21 protein-coding genes and 3 pseudogenes are annotated in these 19,100 nt (G+C 63.4%); 1 reads left to right on the top strand and 23 read right to left on the bottom strand.

The window, feature by feature from the left end:
- Window positions 1–2: 2 nt before the first annotated feature.
- The 16 genes and pseudogenes from rplF to rpsJ all read right to left on the bottom strand — a co-directional run bounded on the left by rplF (window position 3) and on the right by rpsJ (window position 8,295).
- Window positions 3–539 carry a 50S ribosomal protein L6 gene (rplF, locus tag ACPEE0_RS05290; RefSeq protein ID WP_009358294.1) on the bottom strand — a complete coding sequence of 179 codons (537 nt, stop codon included), beginning with the start codon at window positions 537–539 and terminating at the stop codon, window positions 3–5.
- An 18-nt stretch (window positions 540–557) separates the two neighbouring features.
- On the bottom strand, window positions 558–956 hold the full coding sequence (rpsH, locus tag ACPEE0_RS05285; protein ID WP_043454616.1) for a 30S ribosomal protein S8: 399 nt from the start codon (window positions 954–956) through the stop codon (window positions 558–560).
- A gap of 80 nt (window positions 957–1,036) precedes the next feature.
- Window positions 1,037–1,618, bottom strand: a complete 582-nt coding sequence (gene rplE, locus ACPEE0_RS05280; RefSeq protein ID WP_009358297.1) for a 50S ribosomal protein L5 — start codon at window positions 1,616–1,618, stop codon at window positions 1,037–1,039.
- A complete protein-coding gene (gene rplX / locus ACPEE0_RS05275) occupies window positions 1,618–1,980 on the bottom strand; it encodes a 50S ribosomal protein L24 (RefSeq protein ID WP_009358298.1) in 363 nt (120 codons plus the stop codon). The genes rplE and rplX overlap by 1 nt, the downstream gene beginning before the upstream one ends.
- Window positions 1,981–1,983: 3 nt before the next feature.
- The gene (gene rplN / locus ACPEE0_RS05270) at window positions 1,984–2,352 is read right to left on the bottom strand and encodes a 50S ribosomal protein L14 (RefSeq protein WP_009358299.1); all 369 of its coding nucleotides are present in this window, start codon (window positions 2,350–2,352) and stop codon (window positions 1,984–1,986) included.
- Window positions 2,353–2,918: 566 nt separating this feature from the next.
- Complete coding sequence (rpsQ, locus tag ACPEE0_RS05265) at window positions 2,919–3,224, bottom strand: 30S ribosomal protein S17 (protein WP_009358300.1); 306 nt, start codon at window positions 3,222–3,224, stop codon at window positions 2,919–2,921.
- Window positions 3,221–3,550, bottom strand: coding sequence for a 50S ribosomal protein L29 (rpmC, locus tag ACPEE0_RS05260; RefSeq protein WP_009358301.1), 330 nt, complete (start codon window positions 3,548–3,550; stop codon window positions 3,221–3,223). The genes rpsQ and rpmC overlap by 4 nt, the downstream gene beginning before the upstream one ends.
- Before the next feature lie 2 nt (window positions 3,551–3,552).
- Window positions 3,553–3,969 (bottom strand): 50S ribosomal protein L16, encoded by a 417-nt coding sequence (gene rplP / locus ACPEE0_RS05255; protein WP_009358302.1) that lies wholly within the window; start codon window positions 3,967–3,969, stop codon window positions 3,553–3,555.
- Complete coding sequence (rpsC, locus tag ACPEE0_RS05250) at window positions 3,970–4,803, bottom strand: 30S ribosomal protein S3 (RefSeq protein WP_009358303.1); 834 nt, start codon at window positions 4,801–4,803, stop codon at window positions 3,970–3,972.
- Window positions 4,804–5,169, bottom strand: a complete 366-nt coding sequence (gene rplV / locus ACPEE0_RS05245) for a 50S ribosomal protein L22 (protein ID WP_009358304.1) — start codon at window positions 5,167–5,169, stop codon at window positions 4,804–4,806. It lies immediately after the preceding gene.
- 38 nt (window positions 5,170–5,207) lie between these two features.
- Window positions 5,208–5,490 (bottom strand): annotated as a pseudogene (gene rpsS, locus ACPEE0_RS05240) (30S ribosomal protein S19).
- Between the two features lie 12 nt (window positions 5,491–5,502).
- Window positions 5,503–6,341, bottom strand: a pseudogene (gene rplB / locus ACPEE0_RS05235) (50S ribosomal protein L2).
- Window positions 6,342–6,370: 29 nt separating this feature from the next.
- Window positions 6,371–6,676, bottom strand: a complete 306-nt coding sequence (gene rplW, locus ACPEE0_RS05230) for a 50S ribosomal protein L23 (RefSeq protein WP_009358306.1) — start codon at window positions 6,674–6,676, stop codon at window positions 6,371–6,373.
- Entirely contained in the window at window positions 6,673–7,293 is a 621-nt protein-coding gene (gene rplD, locus ACPEE0_RS05225; protein ID WP_133345792.1) for a 50S ribosomal protein L4, read from the bottom strand. Before rplD ends, rplW begins: the two co-directional genes overlap by 4 nt.
- Before the next feature lie 4 nt (window positions 7,294–7,297).
- Window positions 7,298–7,948 (bottom strand): 50S ribosomal protein L3, encoded by a 651-nt coding sequence (gene rplC, locus ACPEE0_RS05220; RefSeq protein ID WP_354175172.1) that lies wholly within the window; start codon window positions 7,946–7,948, stop codon window positions 7,298–7,300.
- A 17-nt stretch (window positions 7,949–7,965) separates the two neighbouring features.
- Window positions 7,966–8,295, bottom strand: coding sequence for a 30S ribosomal protein S10 (gene rpsJ / locus ACPEE0_RS05215; protein ID WP_424575242.1), 330 nt, complete (start codon window positions 8,293–8,295; stop codon window positions 7,966–7,968).
- A gap of 381 nt (window positions 8,296–8,676) precedes the next feature.
- On the opposite strand from rpsJ, the pseudogene ACPEE0_RS05210 reads away from it, so the two are divergent.
- Window positions 8,677–10,116 (top strand): annotated as a pseudogene (locus ACPEE0_RS05210) (GH1 family beta-glucosidase).
- 46 nt (window positions 10,117–10,162) lie between these two features.
- On the opposite strand, the gene ACPEE0_RS05205 reads toward ACPEE0_RS05210, so the two are convergent.
- The 7 genes from ACPEE0_RS05205 to rpsL all read right to left on the bottom strand — a co-directional run bounded on the left by ACPEE0_RS05205 (window position 10,163) and on the right by rpsL (window position 18,979).
- Window positions 10,163–10,288 carry a hypothetical protein gene (locus ACPEE0_RS05205; RefSeq protein WP_009358308.1) on the bottom strand — a complete coding sequence of 42 codons (126 nt, stop codon included), beginning with the start codon at window positions 10,286–10,288 and terminating at the stop codon, window positions 10,163–10,165.
- Window positions 10,289–10,403: 115 nt separating this feature from the next.
- A complete protein-coding gene (locus tag ACPEE0_RS05200) occupies window positions 10,404–12,380 on the bottom strand; it encodes a hypothetical protein (RefSeq protein ID WP_424574089.1) in 1,977 nt (658 codons plus the stop codon).
- A complete protein-coding gene (locus tag ACPEE0_RS05195; RefSeq protein ID WP_424574088.1) occupies window positions 12,335–14,359 on the bottom strand; it encodes a hypothetical protein in 2,025 nt (674 codons plus the stop codon). The genes ACPEE0_RS05200 and ACPEE0_RS05195 overlap by 46 nt, the downstream gene beginning before the upstream one ends.
- 151 nt (window positions 14,360–14,510) lie before the next feature.
- Complete coding sequence (gene tuf / locus ACPEE0_RS05190; RefSeq protein ID WP_009358310.1) at window positions 14,511–15,701, bottom strand: elongation factor Tu; 1,191 nt, start codon at window positions 15,699–15,701, stop codon at window positions 14,511–14,513.
- A 247-nt stretch (window positions 15,702–15,948) separates the two neighbouring features.
- Window positions 15,949–18,063, bottom strand: a complete 2,115-nt coding sequence (fusA, locus tag ACPEE0_RS05185) for an elongation factor G (protein WP_009358311.1) — start codon at window positions 18,061–18,063, stop codon at window positions 15,949–15,951.
- A gap of 69 nt (window positions 18,064–18,132) precedes the next feature.
- Window positions 18,133–18,603, bottom strand: a complete 471-nt coding sequence (gene rpsG / locus ACPEE0_RS05180; RefSeq protein WP_003803829.1) for a 30S ribosomal protein S7 — start codon at window positions 18,601–18,603, stop codon at window positions 18,133–18,135.
- Between the two features lies 1 nt (window position 18,604).
- Window positions 18,605–18,979, bottom strand: coding sequence for a 30S ribosomal protein S12 (rpsL, locus tag ACPEE0_RS05175; protein WP_009358312.1), 375 nt, complete (start codon window positions 18,977–18,979; stop codon window positions 18,605–18,607).
- Window positions 18,980–19,100: the final 121 nt, after the last annotated feature.

The following is a 19,100-nucleotide window of genomic DNA, read 5'->3' as shown; positions in this document are numbered from 1 at the left end:
GGTTACTTACCAGCCTTTCCGACCTTGCGGCGGATAACTTCGCCGGCGTAACGGATGCCCTTGCCCTTATACGGGTCAGGCTTCCGCAGCTTGCGGATGTTGGCAGCAACTTCGCCGACCTGCTGCTTGTTGATGCCTGAGACAGAGAGCTTGGTCGGTCCCTCTACTGCAAAGGTGATGCCGGCAGGAGCCGACACGTTGACCGGGTGGCTGAAGCCCAGAGCGAACTCCAGGTCAGATCCCTTGGCCTGAACACGGTAACCGGTACCGACGATTTCAAGCTTCTTCTCGTAGCCTGCGGTGACGCCCTGGATCATGTTGGCGATCAGGGTGCGGGTCAGGCCGTGGAGCGAACGGGAGGCGCGCTCGTCGTTCGGGCGGGTGACGGTCAGGGTGTTGTCTTCCAGGGCAACCTCGATGGGGCTGGCCACAGTGTGGCTCAGTTCGCCCTTGGAACCCTTGACGCTGACGACAGAGCCGTCAACCTTGACCTCAACGCCGGCAGGAACGGTGATGGGGAGACGTCCAATACGTGACATTATTCTCTTCCTTTCCCGTTACCAGACGTACGCGAGGACTTCGCCGCCCACGCCCTTCTTGCCGGCCTGCTTGTCAGTCAGGAGGCCGGAAGAGGTGGACAGGATTGCGATACCCAGGCCACCCAGCACGTGCGGCAGGTTGGTGGACTTCGCGTAAACGCGGAGACCCGGCTTGGAGATGCGGCGAACACCGGCGATGGAACGCTCGCGGTTCGGACCGAACTTGAGCTCGAGGGTCAGCTTCTTGCCGACCTCTGCGTCCTCTTCCTTCCAGCCGGCGATGAAGCCTTCGGCCTTGAGGATGTCGGCAACGCGAGCCTTGAGCTTGCTGTAAGGCATAGACACGGTGTCGTGGTATGCCGAGTTTGCGTTACGCAGGCGCGTAAGCATGTCTGCGACAGGATCTGTCATTGTCATGGTGGGCTCTTGCCCTTCCTCGTAACGGTTTCCGCCGTCTGCTTCCGATGAAGCCGGCGGCCGGACCTTTTACGTAGTAATTAAGCTTCGGTCTTGAACGGGAAACCAAGCGCCTTGAGCAGCGCGCGGCCTTCGTCGTCGGTCTTGGCAGTGGTCACAACCGTGATGTCCATACCGCGGACGCGGTCGATCTTGTCCTGGTCGATTTCGTGGAACATAACCTGCTCGGTCAGACCGAAGGTGTAGTTGCCGTTGCCATCGAACTGCTTGCCGCTGAGGCCGCGGAAGTCGCGGATACGGGGCAGGGCCAGGGTGACCAGACGGTCCACGAATTCCCACATGCGGTCGCCACGCAGGGTAGCGTGTGCGCCGATGGGCATGCCTTCGCGCAGCTTGAACTGTGCGATCGACTTGCGGGCCTTGGTAACCTGCGGCTTCTGGCCGGTGATCTGGGTGAGGTCGCGGACAGCGCCGTCGATCAGCTTGGAGTCCTTGGCGGCATCTCCAACACCCATGTTCACAACAACCTTGACGAGGCGGGGAACCTGGTTCACGTTCGCGTACTTGAATTCATCCTGGAGCTGGGCCTTGATGGATTCTGCGTACTTGGTCTTCAGACGAGGAACGATCTTCGTTGCCGGAGTCTCGAGAGTCTCAGTCATTAGATGTCCTTCCCGGTGCTCTTGGACACGCGGATGCGGACGGTCTTCTTGACGCCGTCCTTCTCTACGGTGTCGAGGCGGAAGCCCACGCGGGTCGGCTTCTTGGTCGACGGGTCAACCAGCGCCACGTTGGAGATGTGGATCGGGGCTTCAACAACCTCGATGCCACCGGTCTTGGTGCCGCGCTGCGACTGACCGACCTTGGTGTGCTTGGTGACGCGGTTGATGCCTTCAACCAACACGCGGTTGGTGTCGGTGAACACGCGCAGGACCTTGCCCTGCTTGCCGCGGTCGCCGCCGCGCTCAGCCTTGGCGCCAGTGATGACCTGGACCAGGTCACCCTTCTTGATCTTTGCAGCCATGGACTAGAGCACCTCCGGAGCCAGAGAAACGATCTTCATGAACTTCTTGTCACGGAGTTCACGACCAACCGGTCCGAAGATACGGGTACCGCGGGGGTCACCGTCGCCCTTCAGGATCACAGCTGCGTTCTCGTCAAACTTGATGTAGGAACCATCCGCACGGCGGCGTTCCTTCTTGGTACGGACGATGACTGCCTTGACAACATCGCCCTTCTTTACGTTGCCGCCCGGGATTGCGTCCTTGACGGTGGCGACAATGACGTCACCGATGCCTGCGTAGCGACGGCCGGATCCACCGAGAACGCGAATGGTAAGGATTTCCTTAGCACCCGTGTTGTCGGCGACCTTGAGTCGCGACTCCTGCTGAATCACTATTTACTCCTTGCGTCGCGCCGGTTCTCAGACCGAAAATCTTCCTACGGAATGAGCCTTGCGGAACGGTTGATCGGGGTGTCTCTTGACCTGCCTGGATTTTGCCAGACCAGGCCTAAACGCCCGTGCCAGAAGCAGTTGCTCCCATCTGTCCGGGACGGATCCCGGGCGCACAGGAGCACTATGCTGTGGCACGCTTGTTTACGAGTTTGGTGAACGGCGCACGAAAGGCGCCATACAAACTCAAAATCTTAGCACAGATCGGCCGGTTCCCCATATCACCACAGGCCGCTCCCCCGCAAGCAACACGGCGCCACCAACGCTCCCCCACTTACAGCGCGCCCTCTTCCAACGGGTTCTAGGCGCCGTTAGTCAGCGGGCGTCGGGGTACGACGGCGTCACGCCCGGCAGCCTTTCGGGCCGCCGAAGGTGCCGCTCCCCCGGAAAGCCGCGGCACCGCCGTCGTAAGCCCACCGGAAGCGTGCACCGCGTGACGCAGGGTTGAGTTAAACGGACAGCCCCCGCTCCCGATGGGAGCAGGGGCTACAACAGCGAAGCAGCAGGTGCTACTTGGCCTTCTCGAGGATTTCCACGAGCCGCCAGTTCTTGGTGGCGGACAGCGGACGGGTCTCGGCGATGACAACCAGGTCGCCGATGCCGGCGGTGTTGTTCTCGTCGTGGGCCTTGACCTTGGAGGTACGGCGGATGACCTTGCCGTACAGTGCGTGCTTCACGCGGTCCTCAACCTGGACAACGATGGTCTTTTCCATCTTGTCCGAGACCACGTAGCCGCGACGCGTCTTGCGGTAACCGCGCTGCTCAGCCGTGGCTGCGGTAGCAGTTTCCGTCACGTTCTGGTCCTTTTCACTCACTTGGCATCCTCCTCGGTCTCAACCGTTTCAGCCTTTTCGGCCTTCTTGGTTGCAGCCTTCTTGGACTTCTTCTCTTCCTTGGCTTCCACAACCGGTGCGGCAACCTCGGCACGGATGCCCAGCTCGCGCTCACGGAGAACGGTGTAGATGCGGGCGATGTCCTTCTTTACCGCGCGCAGGCGACCGTGGTTCTCCAGCTGACCGGTGGCGGACTGGAAACGCAGGTTGAACAGCTCTTCCTTGGCCTTGCGGAGTTCTTCAACGAGACGCTCGTTGTCGAAACCGTCCAGCTTTGCGGGAGCCAGATCCTTGGATCCTACTGCCATTTCTATTCACCACCCTCGCGACGCACGATGCGTGCCTTCAACGGCAGCTTGTGGATTGCCAGGCGCAGGGCCTCGCGAGCTACCTCTTCATTGACACCGGCGAGTTCGAAGAGAACCCGGCCCGGCTTGACGTTGGCGACCCACCATTCCGGCGAACCCTTACCGGAACCCATGCGGGTTTCGGCAGGCTTCTTGGTCAGGGGACGGTCCGGGTAGATGTTGATCCAGACCTTACCGCCACGCTTGATGTGGCGGGTCATCGCGATACGAGCGGACTCGATCTGACGGTTGGTGACGTATGCCGGGCTCAGGGCCTGGATGCCGTACTCACCGAACGAGACCTTGGTGCCGCCCGTAGCAGCGCCGGAACGACCCGGGTGGTGCTGCTTACGGTGCTTGACTCGACGTGGGATAAGCATTTAAGCCTGTCCTCCTTCTACTGCTGCAGCGGGTGCAGCCTCACCTGCCGGCGCTTCGGCAGCAGGAGCTGCGTCAGCGGCCGGACGGTCGTTGCGACGGCGGCGATCGCCACGGTCAGCGCCACCCGGGCGGCCCGGACGGTCGCCGGAGCGGCCGCGGGACGGGGCGGAAGCGGCCTGGGCGGCCAGTTCCTTGGCGGTGACGTCACCCTTGTAGATCCAGACCTTCACACCGATGCGGCCGAAGGTGGTCTTGGCTTCGTAGAAGCCGTAGTCGATGTTCGCGCGGAGGGTGTGCAGGGGCACACGGCCTTCGCGGTAGAACTCCGAGCGGGACATTTCAGCGCCACCCAGTCGACCCGAGCAGGCGATACGGATGCCCTTGGCACCGGCACGCTGCGCGGACTGCATGGCCTTCTTCATGGCGCGGCGGAATGCCACACGGGAAGTCAGCTGCTCAGCAACGCCCTGGGCAACAAGCTGGGCTTCCATCTCGGGGTTCTTGACCTCGAGGATGTTCAGCTGGACCTGCTTGCCAGTGAGCTTTTCGAGCTCGCCGCGGATGCGGTCTGCTTCTGCTCCACGGCGGCCGATGACGATGCCGGGACGGGCCGTGTGGATGTCCACGCGGACACGGTCACGGGTGCGCTCGATCTCGACCTTCGCGATACCGGCGCGCTCCATGCCCGTGGACATGAGCTGGCGGATGCGGATGTCTTCGCGAACGAAGTCCTTGTACCGCTGGCCGGCCTTGGTGCTGTCAGCGAACCAGTGCGATACGTGATCGGTGGTGATGCCGAGTCGGAACCCGTGCGGGTTTACTTTCTGTCCCACTTAGCGAGCCTCCTCTTTCTCCGGGGTAGCGACTACCACGGTGATGTGGCTGGTGCGCTTCTTGATCTGAAATGCACGACCCTGGGCGCGCGGCTGGAACCGCTTCATGGTCGGGCCTTCATCAACAAACGCTTCGCTGATGATGAGGTCACCTTCGTCAAACGCAACGCCGTCGCGGTCCGCGAGGACCCGGGCGTTGGAGATTGCCGACTGTACTACCTTGAATACCGGCTCCGAAGCTGCCTGCGGGGCAAACTTCAGAATTGCCAGAGCCTCATTCGCTTGCAATCCACGAACAAGGTTGACGACGCGCCGGGCCTTCATAGGCGTTACGCGGATGTGGCGCGCAATTGCCTTGGCTTCCATTGCTTTCCTTCTCTCGTCTATGACGTAAGCGCAGGCGCCTAGCGGCGCTTGCCCTTACGGTCGTCCTTGACATGGCCGCGGAATGTCCGCGTGGGAGCGAATTCGCCGAGCTTGTGCCCGACCATCGACTCAGTGACAAACACCGGGATGTGCTTGCGTCCGTCGTGTACGGCGATCGTGTGTCCGAGCATGTCGGGGATGATCATCGAACGGCGGGACCAGGTCTTGATGACGTTCTTGGTGCCCTTTTCGTTTTCCCTGGCTACCTTCACAAAGAGGTGCTGGTCAACGAAAGGACCTTTTTTTCAGGCTGCGTGGCATGTGTCCAGGCTCCTATCGCTTGTTCTTGCCAGTACGACGGCGACGCACAATAAGCTTGTCGCTCTCTTTGTTGGGGCGCCGGGTGCGGCCTTCCCGCTGACCGTTCGGGTTGACGGGGTTACGACCACCGGAGGTCTTACCTTCACCACCACCGTGCGGGTGGTCAACCGGGTTCATGGCGACACCACGGACGGTCGGGCGGACGCCCTTCCACCGCATACGGCCGGCCTTGCCCCAGTTGATGTTCGACTGCTCGGCGTTGCCGACCTCGCCGACGGTTGCGCGGCAGCGCACGTCAACGTTGCGGATTTCGCCGGAAGGCAGGCGCAGCTGGGCGAAGCGGCCTTCCTTGGCAACGAGCTGGATGGATGCACCGGCGGAGCGGCCCATCTTGGCGCCGCCACCCGGACGCAGTTCAACTGCGTGGATAACGGTACCCACGGGGATGTTGCGCAGGGGCAGGTTGTTGCCAGGCTTGATGTCAGCGTTGGCACCTGCTTCCACGAAGTCACCCTGGACAGCTTGTTCGGGGCGATGATGTAACGCTTGGTGCCATCAACGTAGTGCAGGAGCGCGATGCGGGCCGTACGGTTCGGATCGTACTCAATTTCGGCTACGCGGGCGTCAACGCCGTCCTTGTCGTGGCGACGGAAGTCGATCAGACGGTACTGGCGCTTGTGTCCGCCACCCTTGTGACGGGTGGTGATCTTACCGGTGTTGTTACGGCCGCCCTTCTTGGGCAGCGGACGTACCAACGACTTTTCCGGCGTCGACCGCGTGATTTCGATGAAGTCCGCTACGCTCGAGCCACGACGGCCCGGGGTAGTCGGCTTGTATTTACGGATTCCCATAATTTATTTCCTCGTTAAAGTGGTCTCCGCTACGAGAGCGGACCGCCGAAGATGTCGATGGTGCCTTCTTTGAGGGTGACAATCGCACGCTTGGTGTTCTTGCGGGTACCCCATCCGAATTTGGTGCGCTTGCGCTTACCGGCACGGTTGATGGTGTTGATCGATTCGACCTTGACGGAGAAGATCTTCTCCACGGCCAGCTTGATCTCGGTCTTGTTCGACCGGGGGTCCACCAGGAAGGTGTACTTGCCCTCGTCGATCAGGCCGTAGCTCTTTTCCGACACGACGGGTGCAAGCACGACGTCGCGGGGATCCTTGATGGTGGCTGCGCTCACTTGGCATCCTCCTCGTTCTTAGCTGCCTTGGCGGCAACGAATGCGTCGTAGGCAGCCTTGGTGAAGACAACGTCATCAGACACGAGAACGTCGTAGGTGTTCAGCTGGTCTGCGTACAGAACGTGAACACCGGCAAGGTTGCGCACGGACAGTGCAGCAACGTCGTTGGCGCGCTCGATGACAACCAGCAGGTTCTTGCGGTCGGAAACACCGCGGAGCGTTGCCAGTGCGGTCTTGGCCGAAGGCTTGTCGCCTGCAACCAGCTCGGAGACAACGTGGATGCGTCCGTTGCGGGCCCGGTCAGACAGTGCGCCGCGCAGGGCAGCAGCAATCATCTTCTTGGGGGTGCGCTGGCTGTAGTCACGCGGGGTGGGACCGTGGACAATGCCACCGCCGGTCATGTGCGGAGCACGGATCGAACCCTGGCGGGCGCGGCCGGTACCCTTCTGCTTGAACGGCTTGCGTCCTGCACCGGAAACTTCAGCGCGGGTCTTGGTCTTGTGGGTACCCTGGCGAGCAGCAGCGAGCTGGGCAACGACAACCTGGTGCAGCAGCGGCACGTTGGTCTGAACGTCGAAGATCTCTGCAGGCAGGTCAACCTGGACAGTGTTAGCCATTGAACTAGGCTCCCTTCACGGCGGTGCGTACGAGTACGACCTGGCCGCGGGCGCCGGGAACGGCACCCTTGATCAGGAGCAGCGACTTCTCGACGTCAACCGCGTGAACCGTCAGGTTCAGCGTGGTGTGACGAACGGCGCCCATGCGGCCGGCCATTTTCATGCCCTTGAAGACGCGGCTCGGGGTGGATGCACCACCGATGGAACCGGGCTTACGGTGGTTCTTGTGGGCACCGTGGGAAGCTCCAACGCCGTGGAAGCCGTGACGCTTCATAACACCGGCGAAGCCCTTACCCTTGGTGGTGCCAACGACGTCGATCTTCTGGCCGGCTTCGAAGAGCTCCACGGAGAGCTCCTGGCCCAGCTTGTACTCGGCAGCATCTGCGGTACGAAGTTCGACGACGTGACGGCGAGGCGTAACGCCTGCCTTTTCAAAGTGACCAGCCAGCGGCTTGGTGACCTTGCGGGGATCGATCTGGCCGTAGCCGATCTGAACGGCGACGTAGCCATCAGCTTCTGCGTTGCGCAGCTGGGTGATGACGTTCGAGTCTGCCTGGACCACAGTGACGGGGATGAGCTTGTTGTTCTCGTCCCAGACCTGGGTCATGCCGAGCTTCGTGCCCAGCAGGCCCTTTACGTTACGGGTTGCGGTCATAGTTTCTCAGCACCTCCCTACAGCTTGATTTCGATGTTCACGTCAGCCGGCAGGTCGAGACGCATGAGCGAGTCAACAGCCTTCGGCGTGGGATCGATGATGTCGATAAGACGCTTGTGCGTGCGCATTTCGAAGTGCTCGCGGCTGTCCTTGTACTTGTGCGGAGAGCGGATAACGCAGTAAACGTTCTTCTCCGTCGGCAGCGGCACGGGGCCAACTACCGTTGCGCCTGCGCGCGTGACCGTCTCAACGATCTTCCGTGCTGAAACGTCAATGACCTCGTGGTCGTATGACTTCAGCCGGATGCGGATTTTTTTGTCCCGCCATGTCGCCTGACTCTCTTTCAGTCTGTGCTTCCCCGGTTTAGGGCTGCCCTGTTCACTTTCCTGTTGTATGTGGCTGCCGAAGCATTTGAAGTCGTAACTACCACCCGCCGCACAAACTGAATCCGGATGAATCCGGGTTCCTCACCTTGCCGGCGTAACCGACCCCCGCGGTCGGGCGTGTCGCGCTCAACACGCATACAAATCCGCAATTCCATTGGGGTGGGTTATGTTTGGTCTTCAACCTGGACCCTGCATCCGGCATTATCCGGATCGGGACGCGAAGAAGCGCTTGAACAACTCATCTAGTATGTCGGAAATCCCCGGCAGATGCGAATCGTCCCTCGTGGGGCCGGGCCTGGCCGGGCCATTGCCCTTGGTTGCCTCCGAATGGATGATAAGGACATGACGCTGGAAAGCACTGAATCGGTGACGGAACTGGCCGGCCGGATGCCGCCGTCGTTCACTCTTGGCGTGGCGGCCGCCGCCTTCCAGATTGAGGGCGCCCTCGGTGAAGGCGGTCGCGGCCCCTCGGGCTGGGACGCGTTCGCGGAGAAACCCGGCGCCATCATGGACGGCCACTCCCCCCGCCGTTGCCTGCGACCACTACAACAGGCTGCCGGAGGATGTGGCGCTGCTGCAGGAACTGGGCGTGGATTCCTACCGGTTCTCGCTGTCGTGGCCGCGGATCCAGCCTGACGGCCGGGGCAGCTTCAACCCGGAGGGCCTGGACTTCTACGACCGGCTGATCGACCAGCTGCTGGAGGCCGGCGTCTCCCCCATGGCCACGCTGTACCACTGGGACACGCCCCTGCCCCTCGAGCACCGCGGCGGCTGGCTGAACCGCGAGACCGCCGAACGCTTTGGCGAGTACGCCGCCGCAGCCGCGGCGCGCTACGGCGACCGCGTGGCCCAGTGGGTCACGCTCAACGAGCCCCTCTCGGTAACCCTGAACGGCTATGCCCTGGGCGTCCACGCCCCCGGCCACGCGCTGATGTTCGATGCCCTCCCCTCCATCCACCACCAGTTGCTGGCGCACGGGCTGGGCGTACAGGCACTCCGGGCTGCCGGCGTGACGGGCAGCGTGGGCGTGACCAACCTCCATGCGCCCGTCCGGCCCGGCAGCCGGAGCATCGGCGACCGGATGGTGGCCCGGATGTATGACCTGCTGATGAACCGGATCTACGCCGACCCCGTCCTGCTGGGCCGGTACCCCACGCTTCCGGTGTACGCCCGGCCGTGGCTGCGCTCCATCGGCAGGATCTCCGACGCAGACCTGCGCACCATCCACCAGCCACTGGATTTCTACGGCCTGAACTACTACTTCCCGGTGAAGGTGGCCGTCGGCCGGGGCGTCACCCCCATCCCGGCCAACACTCACAAAGCTGTGGCCCGGCTGCCCTTCCACGAGGTGGGGTACCCAGAGCTCAGCAGCACCGGATTCGGCTGGCCCGTGGCCCCCGAACATTTGGCCATCCTGCTCAAGGAACTCCAGGACCGGTACGGGACGCCCTCCCGCCCGTCTACATCACCGAAGGCGGTGCCAGTTTTCCCGAGCCCGACAAGGTTGAAGGCACCCTGCAGGATGAGGAGCGGGTGCAATACCTGGCCACGCACCTGCGCGCAGCGCTGGACGCCACATCCCCGGGCGGCATGGCGGCAGGCGTCGACCTGCGGGGCGATTACGTGTGGACGCTGATGGACAACTTCGAGTGGGCTGCCGGCTACTCCCAAAGATTCGGGTTGGTCCACGTTGACTTCGAGACGCAGGCCAGGACCCCGAAACAGTCCTTCTACTGGTACCGGGCCCTTTCGCGGGCGCGGAAGAACCGGGCGGGCCAGTAGCCGGGCCCAGGTATTCCTTATCCGCGGAAGCCGGCAGAGCGGCCAGCTACTGGTTCTTGTTGGCCCGGTTGATCCGCTTGGCGCGGTCGATCTCGTGGCGGAAGTGCTTCTTGGCCCAGAACACGCCTGCCACCACCACGGCCACGATGATCAGGAAAATAAGCCATCCCATAATGATCTCCTCTCGATGCTGCCACAGTATCAGGGGAGCTTCCGCGCGGGGCCGTCCTTCCCGCCGGCAGCTTCAGCGCCCGTGCTGCGGTTGAGGCGCCACACGGCAAAGGCAATCAGTCCGACGGCGACAATCGCCAGCAGCGCGAAGGTGTACTCCCGCATTGCCCACAGGATGCAGGCAGCAACCCCGCCGGCGCCCCAACGAACAAAGAACCGGTCCCCAGTACCAGGCCCGCCACCAGCAGCCCGGCCAGAAGGAGCAGGAGCCACAACTGCTGGCCGCCAGTCCCGCCCGCGACAACTCCGGCGCCGGACAGCGTGAGCAGGGCAGCCGACGCCGTTGCAAGAGCCCGGCCAGGCGCGTTCTGGCCGGCAAGGTACCGCAAGGCTGCGAGCAAGGTTCCCAGCACCACGTACCACTGGACTGCCCAGAAGGGGTCCGGCAGGTCCGCTGTATCGAATCTGAAGAGGGCCGCCCGCTGGGCCGCCGCAACCACTGCCAGTGCCCCGATTTCCGCCGCTACGCGGCGCAGTGCTGCAGGGGCTTCAAGCACGGCGACTCCGGCAGCACAAGCCAGCAGTGCAGCAGCACACCACGCTGTTGAATCGACCGGAAGCCCGGCCAGCGCAGCTGTGCCGAAGCCCAGGAAGGATGCGCCCGCCAGTGACCAGCGGCGCAGCGGCTCCTGGACCAGGCGGGAGGCCCTGGCCCGGCGCAGCGCATACAGGGCTGCGGCCGCAAGTCCGGGGCCGGCCAGCCACGGAAGATAGCGGCCCCAGTCCCCACCGAGCCCGTCAAATACTGGGCCTGCGAGCATGAACGCGCCGGTGGGCAGTGCTGCCGCCGCGGGCGGGTACAGCGCCGGGATCCGTTCAACGTCTGAGGCAATGAACAGGACAGCGGCCAGGGCAAGGACGGCGGTGCCGGAAACCCAGCCCGCCGCCTGCGGTGCAACCAGCAGGGCTGTGCCTGTGAAAGATACTGCTGCAACAAGCCACAGCCAACGCTCCACCCCGGCAGGCGTAGTGTGCCGACGGTTCCCCAGCACGCCTGCCCCTGCTGCGAGGAGGCCCAGGAGCATGAGGACCGCTGAGGTTTCCGTGTATCCCAACAGCGGCCCGGCCCCGAAAGTAGCGAACGGACCGAGCACCAGCACCCCGAACAACACGGCGTAGAGGCCGAAGTACAGGGCACCGCGGGCAACAAACAGACGGCGGGCCAGCACAGCGGATACGAGCAGCAGCGCCAGCTCCAGGAACAGGACGCCGCGGCCCCCGCTTTCACCCGCCTGGCCGTAGCGGAGGGCGTATCCCAGGGGCAGCAGGGCCTGTCCGGCCAGCGTAATCCAGACGGCTGCCTGCTGGAACGGCACCGACTGCAGGCTGGACCGCAGCAACCAGCGCACCGCATGCTGGGCCGCAAGGACCAAGGCGAACGTCAGGGACACCGCGGCCGGCGAAGCAGTGATGTCGTAGCTGAGGACCACCGCCAGTGCAGCCGTCAACACACGGGCCGCGACGAAGTACCACCCTTTCTGCAGGGAGGAGGAAGCAGCCGGCACCATGACTGCGGCGAACAGTGCGAAAATGCCGAGCAGCACCTCTACGAGGAGCAGGTTGCCGGACGAGAGGTACACCAGGACAACGAACGCCCCCGGCGCAAACCATTCGGCGCCACCCTCACGCCGCAGTACGTACCCGGCCAGCACGGCCGATCCGGCCGCCACGGCCGGAACAAAGACGGCCTGCCAGCTTCCTTCACCCAGCGGGGCCGTCAGGGCGGCGATCAGCTGCACCACGAGGACCAGGCCGATATCAACTGTCACACCGCGCGGCGTGCGCTGCCGGAGATACGCACCCAGGACAAGGACCAGCTGGAGTCCCAGGGCCACGGCCAGCATGGTGGCCGGCCGGACCTGCTCCCTGGCCAGGACGGGCACGGCCCCACCCTGCACAAGCTGCCCGAACGCCGTCAGCACCAGGATTGTTCCCGTAACCCTCGCCAGCCACCAGTAGCTCCAGCGGTGGAGGCGGGCAGGCAGCGTCAATGCGACACCAGCCACATATGCCAGCAGCAGCACAAGCGCCACGTTTCCTGCGCCGGTGGAAACCAGCCGAAAGGCGAATTCCACCATGACGGCGGAAACCACAAGCGGCAGCAGTTCGCCAACGGTGGGACGCCAGGTGCTGGATCGGCAGGACGCCGGAGCAGCATCAGGCCGGTGGACAGAGCTGCCAGCAACTGCAGCAGGATCGCGACCATTGTCAGGAGATTTCCACGGGTGGCGTCGACTGACGCCAGGACGGCGACTCCCACAACACCAAGGCCTGAAAAAGCGGCCAGTGTGGCTTGCGAAGCAAGAGCGGCGTGCCCCAGGCGCTGCAATGCTGCGGACAACAACTGCTGGCTGACTGCCACCGCAACAACGCCGAACCACACCGCGTGGTTCTGCAGAACCCCCTGCGTGAGGGCCGCTGCCGCCGCGGGAACCGCCAAGGTAGCGGCAACCCGGGCGTTCAGCACCAGCAGCCCCGGCCGTTCCTCCCCCTTCCGGAGCGCCCTCGCCAGCCAGATGAGCGACGCCAGCAGCGGCAAGGCCGCAAACGCCCACTCCCCCAGCACCGGACTGAAGAACCAGGCCAGCCCCAAGGCCGCGAACGGTGCCAGTTCAGCGCCGCCCTGGAGCCTTGCAGCCAGCACGAAGCCGGCGAGCAGCAGGATCAAGGCCGGCAGCCAGAGCGGTACCAGGCTGTCGCCCTGCAGGGAGGCAACCGCCGTTCCCGGCAGCGCGGTGACGGCGGCCAACGCCGCCGTCACCGCGAAGTGCGCCGCATGTGTCAGGAGCGCGTCAAGGCGCCACCACCCGGCACTCCGCAAAGTGCCGCCGTCGGGCGCCTGTGGTTGCCTGGCCAGCCACCCTGCCGCGGCGGCGTCACCTGGAAACCAGCCGGCCAGGACGCGACCGCCAAAGGCGGTTGCGGTGGACTGCAGCGCCAGGAACAGCCCGGCAGCGAACAACGCATCCGCCCCGTGGCCCGTGACTTCCCACACCGCTACACTGCCGGACACAGTCAGCGCCAGCCGCGCAGCATAGAAATTCAACAGCCTGAACGGGGCGCCCCGGACGGCGGTCATCACGCCGAAGTACACCCCGCAGATGCCCAGGACCAGGGCATACTCCCACCTGGCCAGCAGCAGCGGGAAGAAGGTCGATACCAAGGCAACCGCCGGCACCACCAGAGGGTGGAGGGTGGCCAAGGGCCTGGTGAAGACAGGAGGAAGCCATCCCGGCCGCAGCAGGGACACCACCGTAAACAGCACCGCCACGCCTGCGAGAGCAACGAAGTACCACACGAGGGCGCCACCCAGCACGGCAACGCCGGACCATGCTGTTGAAACGACGAACGTTAACGACAGGTACACCAGGACCCTGCTCTCGAGCCGAAGGGCGGCGGCGATGTAAGCGAAGGTTCCGGCGAGGGACGTCAGCAGCCAGACTGCTGGTCCGTGGAACAACACGAAGTTATACAGGGCAAGGCCGATCACCGGTATCAGCGCGAGGCCCGTACCGGTGAACGCCACGGCGGCAGGCCTGAGCCGGTGGACCCTCCGGTGAAGGACCAGTCCCGAGGCGTAGAACAGGGCAGCGACTGCGCAGACGCCGGCGAAGCGGAACATCGGCGCCAACCCGGTCCCCACGAACAGCGCCGCTGCCGCAACAAGGAGGAGGCTGGCAACGTACAGCGTGACGTTGATGTTCTGCCGGTCCCGGCGCTCCCGGCGGGCCTTGCGTTCTTCGTCGGATTCGGCGAGACGTGCCGGCCTGGCAGGATACGTTTGCTGCCTGGCCGGCGGGAGCACTTTCGCGGCAGGCTGCTGCCGGGCAGGGGGCCGGGCTGGGGGCTGGGGCGGCGGCGTCCTTCCAATAACAGGCGCGGCTATCCCGGGCACGGACTGCAGCGGCGGCATGGACTTCGGCTGCCGCTCCTGGGCGACCTTCGCCATCGCGTCCAGCCACCCCTGGAGGTGGCCGTCCCGGTACCCCGCCTCGTAGGATGCATCCCTCATGCCGCTTCCTCTCGCTAGGCAGTACTGTACGACTGCAATTTATCCAATGACTGGATTAACGGTAGCAAAAGAAAGCCCCGCTGCACATGGCAGCGGGGCTTTCTGTGGATTATGCGGGTCTATTCCCCCATGATCCGGTGATCAGCAAGGACTACTTGATGATCTTGGTAACGCGTCCCGAACCCACGGTGCGGCCGCCTTCGCGGATAGCGAAGCCGAGGCCCTCTTCCATAGCGATCGGCTGGATGAGCGCAACGGTCATCTCAGTGTTGTCGCCGGGCATAACCATTTCCGTGCCCTCGGGCAGGGTGATAACGCCGGTAACGTCCGTCGTGCGGAAGTAGAACTGCGGGCGGTAGTTCGAGTAGAACGGGTTGTGGCGTCCGCCTTCGTCCTTGGACAGGATGTAGACGTTGGCCTCGAAGTCGGTGTGCGGGGTGATGGAACCCGGCTTGACGACAACCTGGCCACGCTCGACGTCGTCGCGCTTCAGACCGCGGAGCAGGAGGCCACAGTTCTCGCCGGCCCATGCTTCGTCGAGCTGCTTGTGGAACATCTCGATACCGGTAACCGTGGTCTTCTGGACCGGGCGGATGCCGACGATCTCAACCTCGGAGTTGATGGCGAGGGTTCCACGCTCGGCGCGGCCCGTAACAACGGTGCCACGACCGGTGATGGTAAAGACGTCTTCGATCGGCATCAGGAACGGCTTGTCGCGGTCACGAACGGGGTCCGGAACGGACTCGTCCACAGCAGCCATCAGGTCCTCAACGGACTTGACCCACTCGGGGTCGCCTTCCAGGGCCTTCAGGCCGGAAACGCGGACAACCGGAGCGTCGTCGCCATCGAAGCCCTGCGAGCTCAGGAGCTCACGAACTTCCATTTCAACGAGGTCGAGGAGTTCCTCGTCCTCAACCATGTCAGCCTTGTTCAGCGCGACCAGCAGGTAGGGAACACCAACCTGGCGGGCGAGCAAAACGTGCTCGCGGGTCTGTGCCATGGGGCCGTCGGTAGCAGCAACCACGAGGATTGCGCCGTCCATCTGGGCAGCACCGGTGATCATGTTCTTGATGTAGTCAGCGTGACCGGGGGCGTCAACGTGTGCGTAGTGACGCTTCTCGGTCTGGTACTCCACGTGGGAGATGTTGATGGTAATACCGCGCTGACGCTCTTCGGGAGCAGAGTCGATCGACGCGAAGTCGCGCTTCTCGTTGAGATCCGGGTACTTGTCGTACAGCACCTTGGAAATGGCGGCCGTCAGCGTCGTCTTACCGTGGTCAACGTGACCGATGGTGCCGATGTTGACGTGCGGCTTAGTCCGCTCGAACTTTGCCTTTGCCACAGGTTCCTCCTAGAACGTTTTCAAATGGCTTGCCCTCTAACCGCGCTTCTCGCGGCAGAAACTCAGGCAAGTCTACTTGGGGGCTTTGGATTGGTGAAATTGCAGATTCAGGAACTAATACTAGTCCCTTGAGCCTGTTCGTACAGGTGGCCGGATCCGGCCGGGACCAGGCCCGGCCACCTGTACTGGCTGCGCTTTCCGTTTCCGGCGGGCGCACCCGAGGTGTTCGCTTTGAAAGTCCGAAGGACTACTCGCCGCGGCTCTTCTGGATGATCTCGTCGGCAACTGCCTTCGGGACCTCGGCGTAGCTGTTGAACGTCATGGAGTAGACAGCACGGCCCTGGGTCTTCGAACGCAGGTCGCCGATGTAACCGAACATGCCGGACAGCGGAACGTGTGCACGAACAACCTTGACGCCTGCTGCGTCCTCCATGGACTGCATCTGGCCACGACGGGAGTTGAGGTCACCGATAACGTCACCCATGTATTCCTCAGGGGTGCGGACCTCGACATCCATCAGCGGTTCGAGCAGAACCGGGTTTGCCTTCCGCGCAGCTTCCTTGAAAGCCATGCGGCCGGCGATCTTGAACGCCATTTCCGAGGAGTCAACATCGTGGTAGGCGCCGTCAATCAGCGTTGCCTTGATGCCGACAACCGGGTAACCGGCCAGCACACCGTCATTCAGGGCGTCCTGGATACCGGCGTCCACAGACGGGATGTACTCGCGCGGAACGCGGCCACCGGTGACCTTGTTCTCGAACTCGTACAGCTCGCCCTCGGCCGTGTCCAGCGGCTCGATCGCGATCTGGACCTTTGCGAACTGGCCGGAACCACCGGTCTGCTTCTTGTGCGTGTAGTCGTGGCGCTCCACGGCACGCTTGATGGTTTCGCGGTAAGCAACCTGCGGCTTGCCCACGTTGGCCTCGACCTTGAATTCGCGGCGCATGCGGTCCACCAGGATGTCCAGGTGGAGTTCGCCCATGCCGGCGATGATGGTCTGGCCGGTGTCTTCGTTGAGGGACACCTGGAAGGTGGGGTCCTCAGCGGAGAGCTTCTGGATGGCCGTGGAGAGCTTCTCCTGGTCACCCTTGGTGTTCGGCTCGATGGCCACGGAGATCACGGGCTCCGGGAAGCTCATGGACTCGAGGACGATCTGGTTGTTGGCATCACACAGGGTGTCGCCCGTGGTGGTGTCCTTCAGGCCGATCGCTGCGTAGATGTGGCCGGCGGTGGCTGCCTCAACGGGCATTTCCTTGTTGGCGTGCATCTGGAACAGCTTGCCGATGCGCTCCTTCTTGCCCTTGGTGGAGTTGACCACCTGGGCTCCGGATTCAACGTGGCCGGAGTACACGCGGATGAAGGTGAGCTGGCCGAAGAACGGGTGTGCCGCAATCTTGAACGCCAGGGCCGAGAACGGCTCGTCGGCGGAAGGCTTGCGGGTCAGTTCCTTCTCTTCGTCCTTCGGATCGTGACCGATCATCGGAGGAACGTCGAGCGGGTTAGGCAGGTAGTCCACCACTGCGTCGAGCATGGGCTGCACGCCGCGGTTCTTGAAGGCGGAGCCACAGAAGACCGGGTACAGCTCGGAGTTGATGGTCATCTTGCGGATGCCGGCCTTGAGCTCGTCGATGGTGAGCTCTTCGCCTTCGAGGTACTTCTCCATGAGTTCCTCGGAGGCCTCGGCAACGGTCTCAACCAGCTGCGCGCGGTACTCTTCAGCCTTCTCCTGGAGGTCAGCCGGGATCTCCTGGATCTCGTACTTCGCACCCATGGTGACGTCACCCTTGGCATCGCCGGGCCACACCAGTGCGCGCATGTAGAGCAGGTCCACGACGCCGATGAAGTCGTTCTCGGCACCGATGGGCAGCTGCATGACCAGCGGCTTGGCACCGAGGCGGCTGATGATGGTGTCTACGGTGAAGTAGAAGTCAGCACCCAGCTTGTCCATCTTGTTGACGAAGCAGATACGCGGGACGTTGTACTTGTCAGCCTGGCGCCACACGGTCTCGGACTGCGGCTCAACGCCTTCCTTGCCATCGAAGACGGCAACGGCGCCGTCGAGGACGCGCAGGGAGCGCTCTACCTCAACGGTGAAGTCAACGTGGCCGGGGGTGTCGATGATGTTGATCTGGTTGTTTTCCCAGAAGCAGGTCACGGCGGCAGACGTGATGGTGATGCCGCGTTCCTTTTCCTGTTCCATCCAGTCAGTGGTCGAAGCGCCGTCGTGCGTTTCGCCGATCTTGTGGTTCACACCCGTGTAGAACAGGATGCGCTCGGTTGTGGTGGTCTTGCCGGCATCAATGTGGGCCATGATGCCGATGTTGCGGACCTTACTAAGGTCGGTAAGCACGTCCTGTGCCACGGGGTCTCCTTTTGGGATGGACTACGCGTTCGCCGCCGGCTCTTTTGAGCCGGCGGCGTCCGGGGAGTATTACCAGCGGTAGTGTGCGAAGGCCTTGTTGGACTCGGCCATCTTGTGGGTGTCTTCGCGACGCTTCACAGCGGCACCGAGACCGTTGGAGGCATCCAGGATTTCGTTCTGGAGGCGCTCGGTCATGGTCTTCTCACGGCGGGCCTTGGAGTAGCCCACCAGCCACCGCAGGGCGAGTGCGGTGGAGCGGCCCGGCTTAACCTCAACCGGAACCTGGTACGTGGCGCCACCGACACGGCGGGAGCGGACCTCGAGGGAAGGCTTGACGTTGTCCATGGCCTTCTTCAGGGCTGCTACGGGGTCGCCGCCGGACTTGGCGCGTGCGCCTTCGAGGGCACCGTAGACGATGCGCTCTGCCGTGGACTTCTTGCCGTCAACGAGCACCTTGTTGATGAGCTGGGTTACCAGCGGGGAGCCGTAAACCGGATCCGAAACGAGCGGCCGCTTGGGGGCCGGACCCTTGCGAGGCATATTACTTCTTCTCCATCTTTGCGCCGTAGCGGCTGCGGGCCTGCTTACGGTTCTTCACGCCCTGGGTATCGAGGGCGCCACGGACGATCTTGTAGCGGACACCCGGGAGGTCCTTAACACGACCACCGCGAACGAGCACAATGGAGTGCTCCTGCAGGTTGTGGCCAACACCGGGGATGTAGGCGGTTACTTCCACGCCGCCGTTGAGGCGCACACGTGCCACCTTACGCAGAGCCGAGTTCGGCTTCTTGGGGGTGGTGGTGTAGACGCGGGTGCAAACACCGCGGCGCATCGGGCTGCCCTTAAGCGCGGGAGCCTTGGTCTTTGAGACCTTAGGCGTGCGGCCCTTGCGGACCAGCTGGTTAATCGTAGGCACTCTCGTGTTCTCCGTTTTATCCGGAACAGCCGCTTCCGGCCGCTCTCTTGTTGCGTTGCCCCGCCGCCCGGGCCCTTGGAGGAATCTCCGGAGGCGGCGAAGGCGAAGCCTTAATAGTCGG

It is taken from the genome of Arthrobacter sp. SD76 (genome assembly GCF_049726125.1).
Taxonomy (GTDB): Bacteria; Actinomycetota; Actinomycetes; order Actinomycetales; family Micrococcaceae; genus Arthrobacter; species Arthrobacter nitrophenolicus.
Note: the sequence above shows the minus strand (reverse complement) of the source record. Positions and strands in the feature narration are given on the sequence as shown.

Coding starts and splice junctions, on each gene's coding strand:
- rplF (WP_009358294.1), bottom strand. CDS start 539: ATGTCACGTATTGGACGTCTCCCCATCACCGTTCCTGCCGGCGTTGAG.
- rpsH (WP_043454616.1), bottom strand. CDS start 956: ATGACAATGACAGATCCTGTCGCAGACATGCTTACGCGCCTGCGTAAC.
- rplE (WP_009358297.1), bottom strand. CDS start 1,618: ATGACTGAGACTCTCGAGACTCCGGCAACGAAGATCGTTCCTCGTCTG.
- rplX (WP_009358298.1), bottom strand. CDS start 1,980: ATGGCTGCAAAGATCAAGAAGGGTGACCTGGTCCAGGTCATCACTGGC.
- rpmC (WP_009358301.1), bottom strand. CDS start 3,550: ATGGCAGTAGGATCCAAGGATCTGGCTCCCGCAAAGCTGGACGGTTTC.
- rplP (WP_009358302.1), bottom strand. CDS start 3,969: ATGCTTATCCCACGTCGAGTCAAGCACCGTAAGCAGCACCACCCGGGT.
- rplV (WP_009358304.1), bottom strand. CDS start 5,169: ATGGAAGCCAAGGCAATTGCGCGCCACATCCGCGTAACGCCTATGAAG.
- rplD (WP_133345792.1), bottom strand. CDS start 7,293: ATGGCTAACACTGTCCAGGTTGACCTGCCTGCAGAGATCTTCGACGTT.
- rplC (WP_354175172.1), bottom strand. CDS start 7,948: ATGACCGCAACCCGTAACGTAAAGGGCCTGCTGGGCACGAAGCTCGGC.
- ACPEE0_RS05205 (WP_009358308.1), bottom strand. CDS start 10,288: ATGGGATGGCTTATTTTCCTGATCATCGTGGCCGTGGTGGTGGCAGGC.
- ACPEE0_RS05195 (WP_424574088.1), bottom strand. CDS start 14,359: ATGAGGGATGCATCCTACGAGGCGGGGTACCGGGACGGCCACCTCCAG.
- rpsG (WP_003803829.1), bottom strand. CDS start 18,603: ATGCCTCGCAAGGGTCCGGCCCCCAAGCGGCCGCTCGTTTCGGATCCG.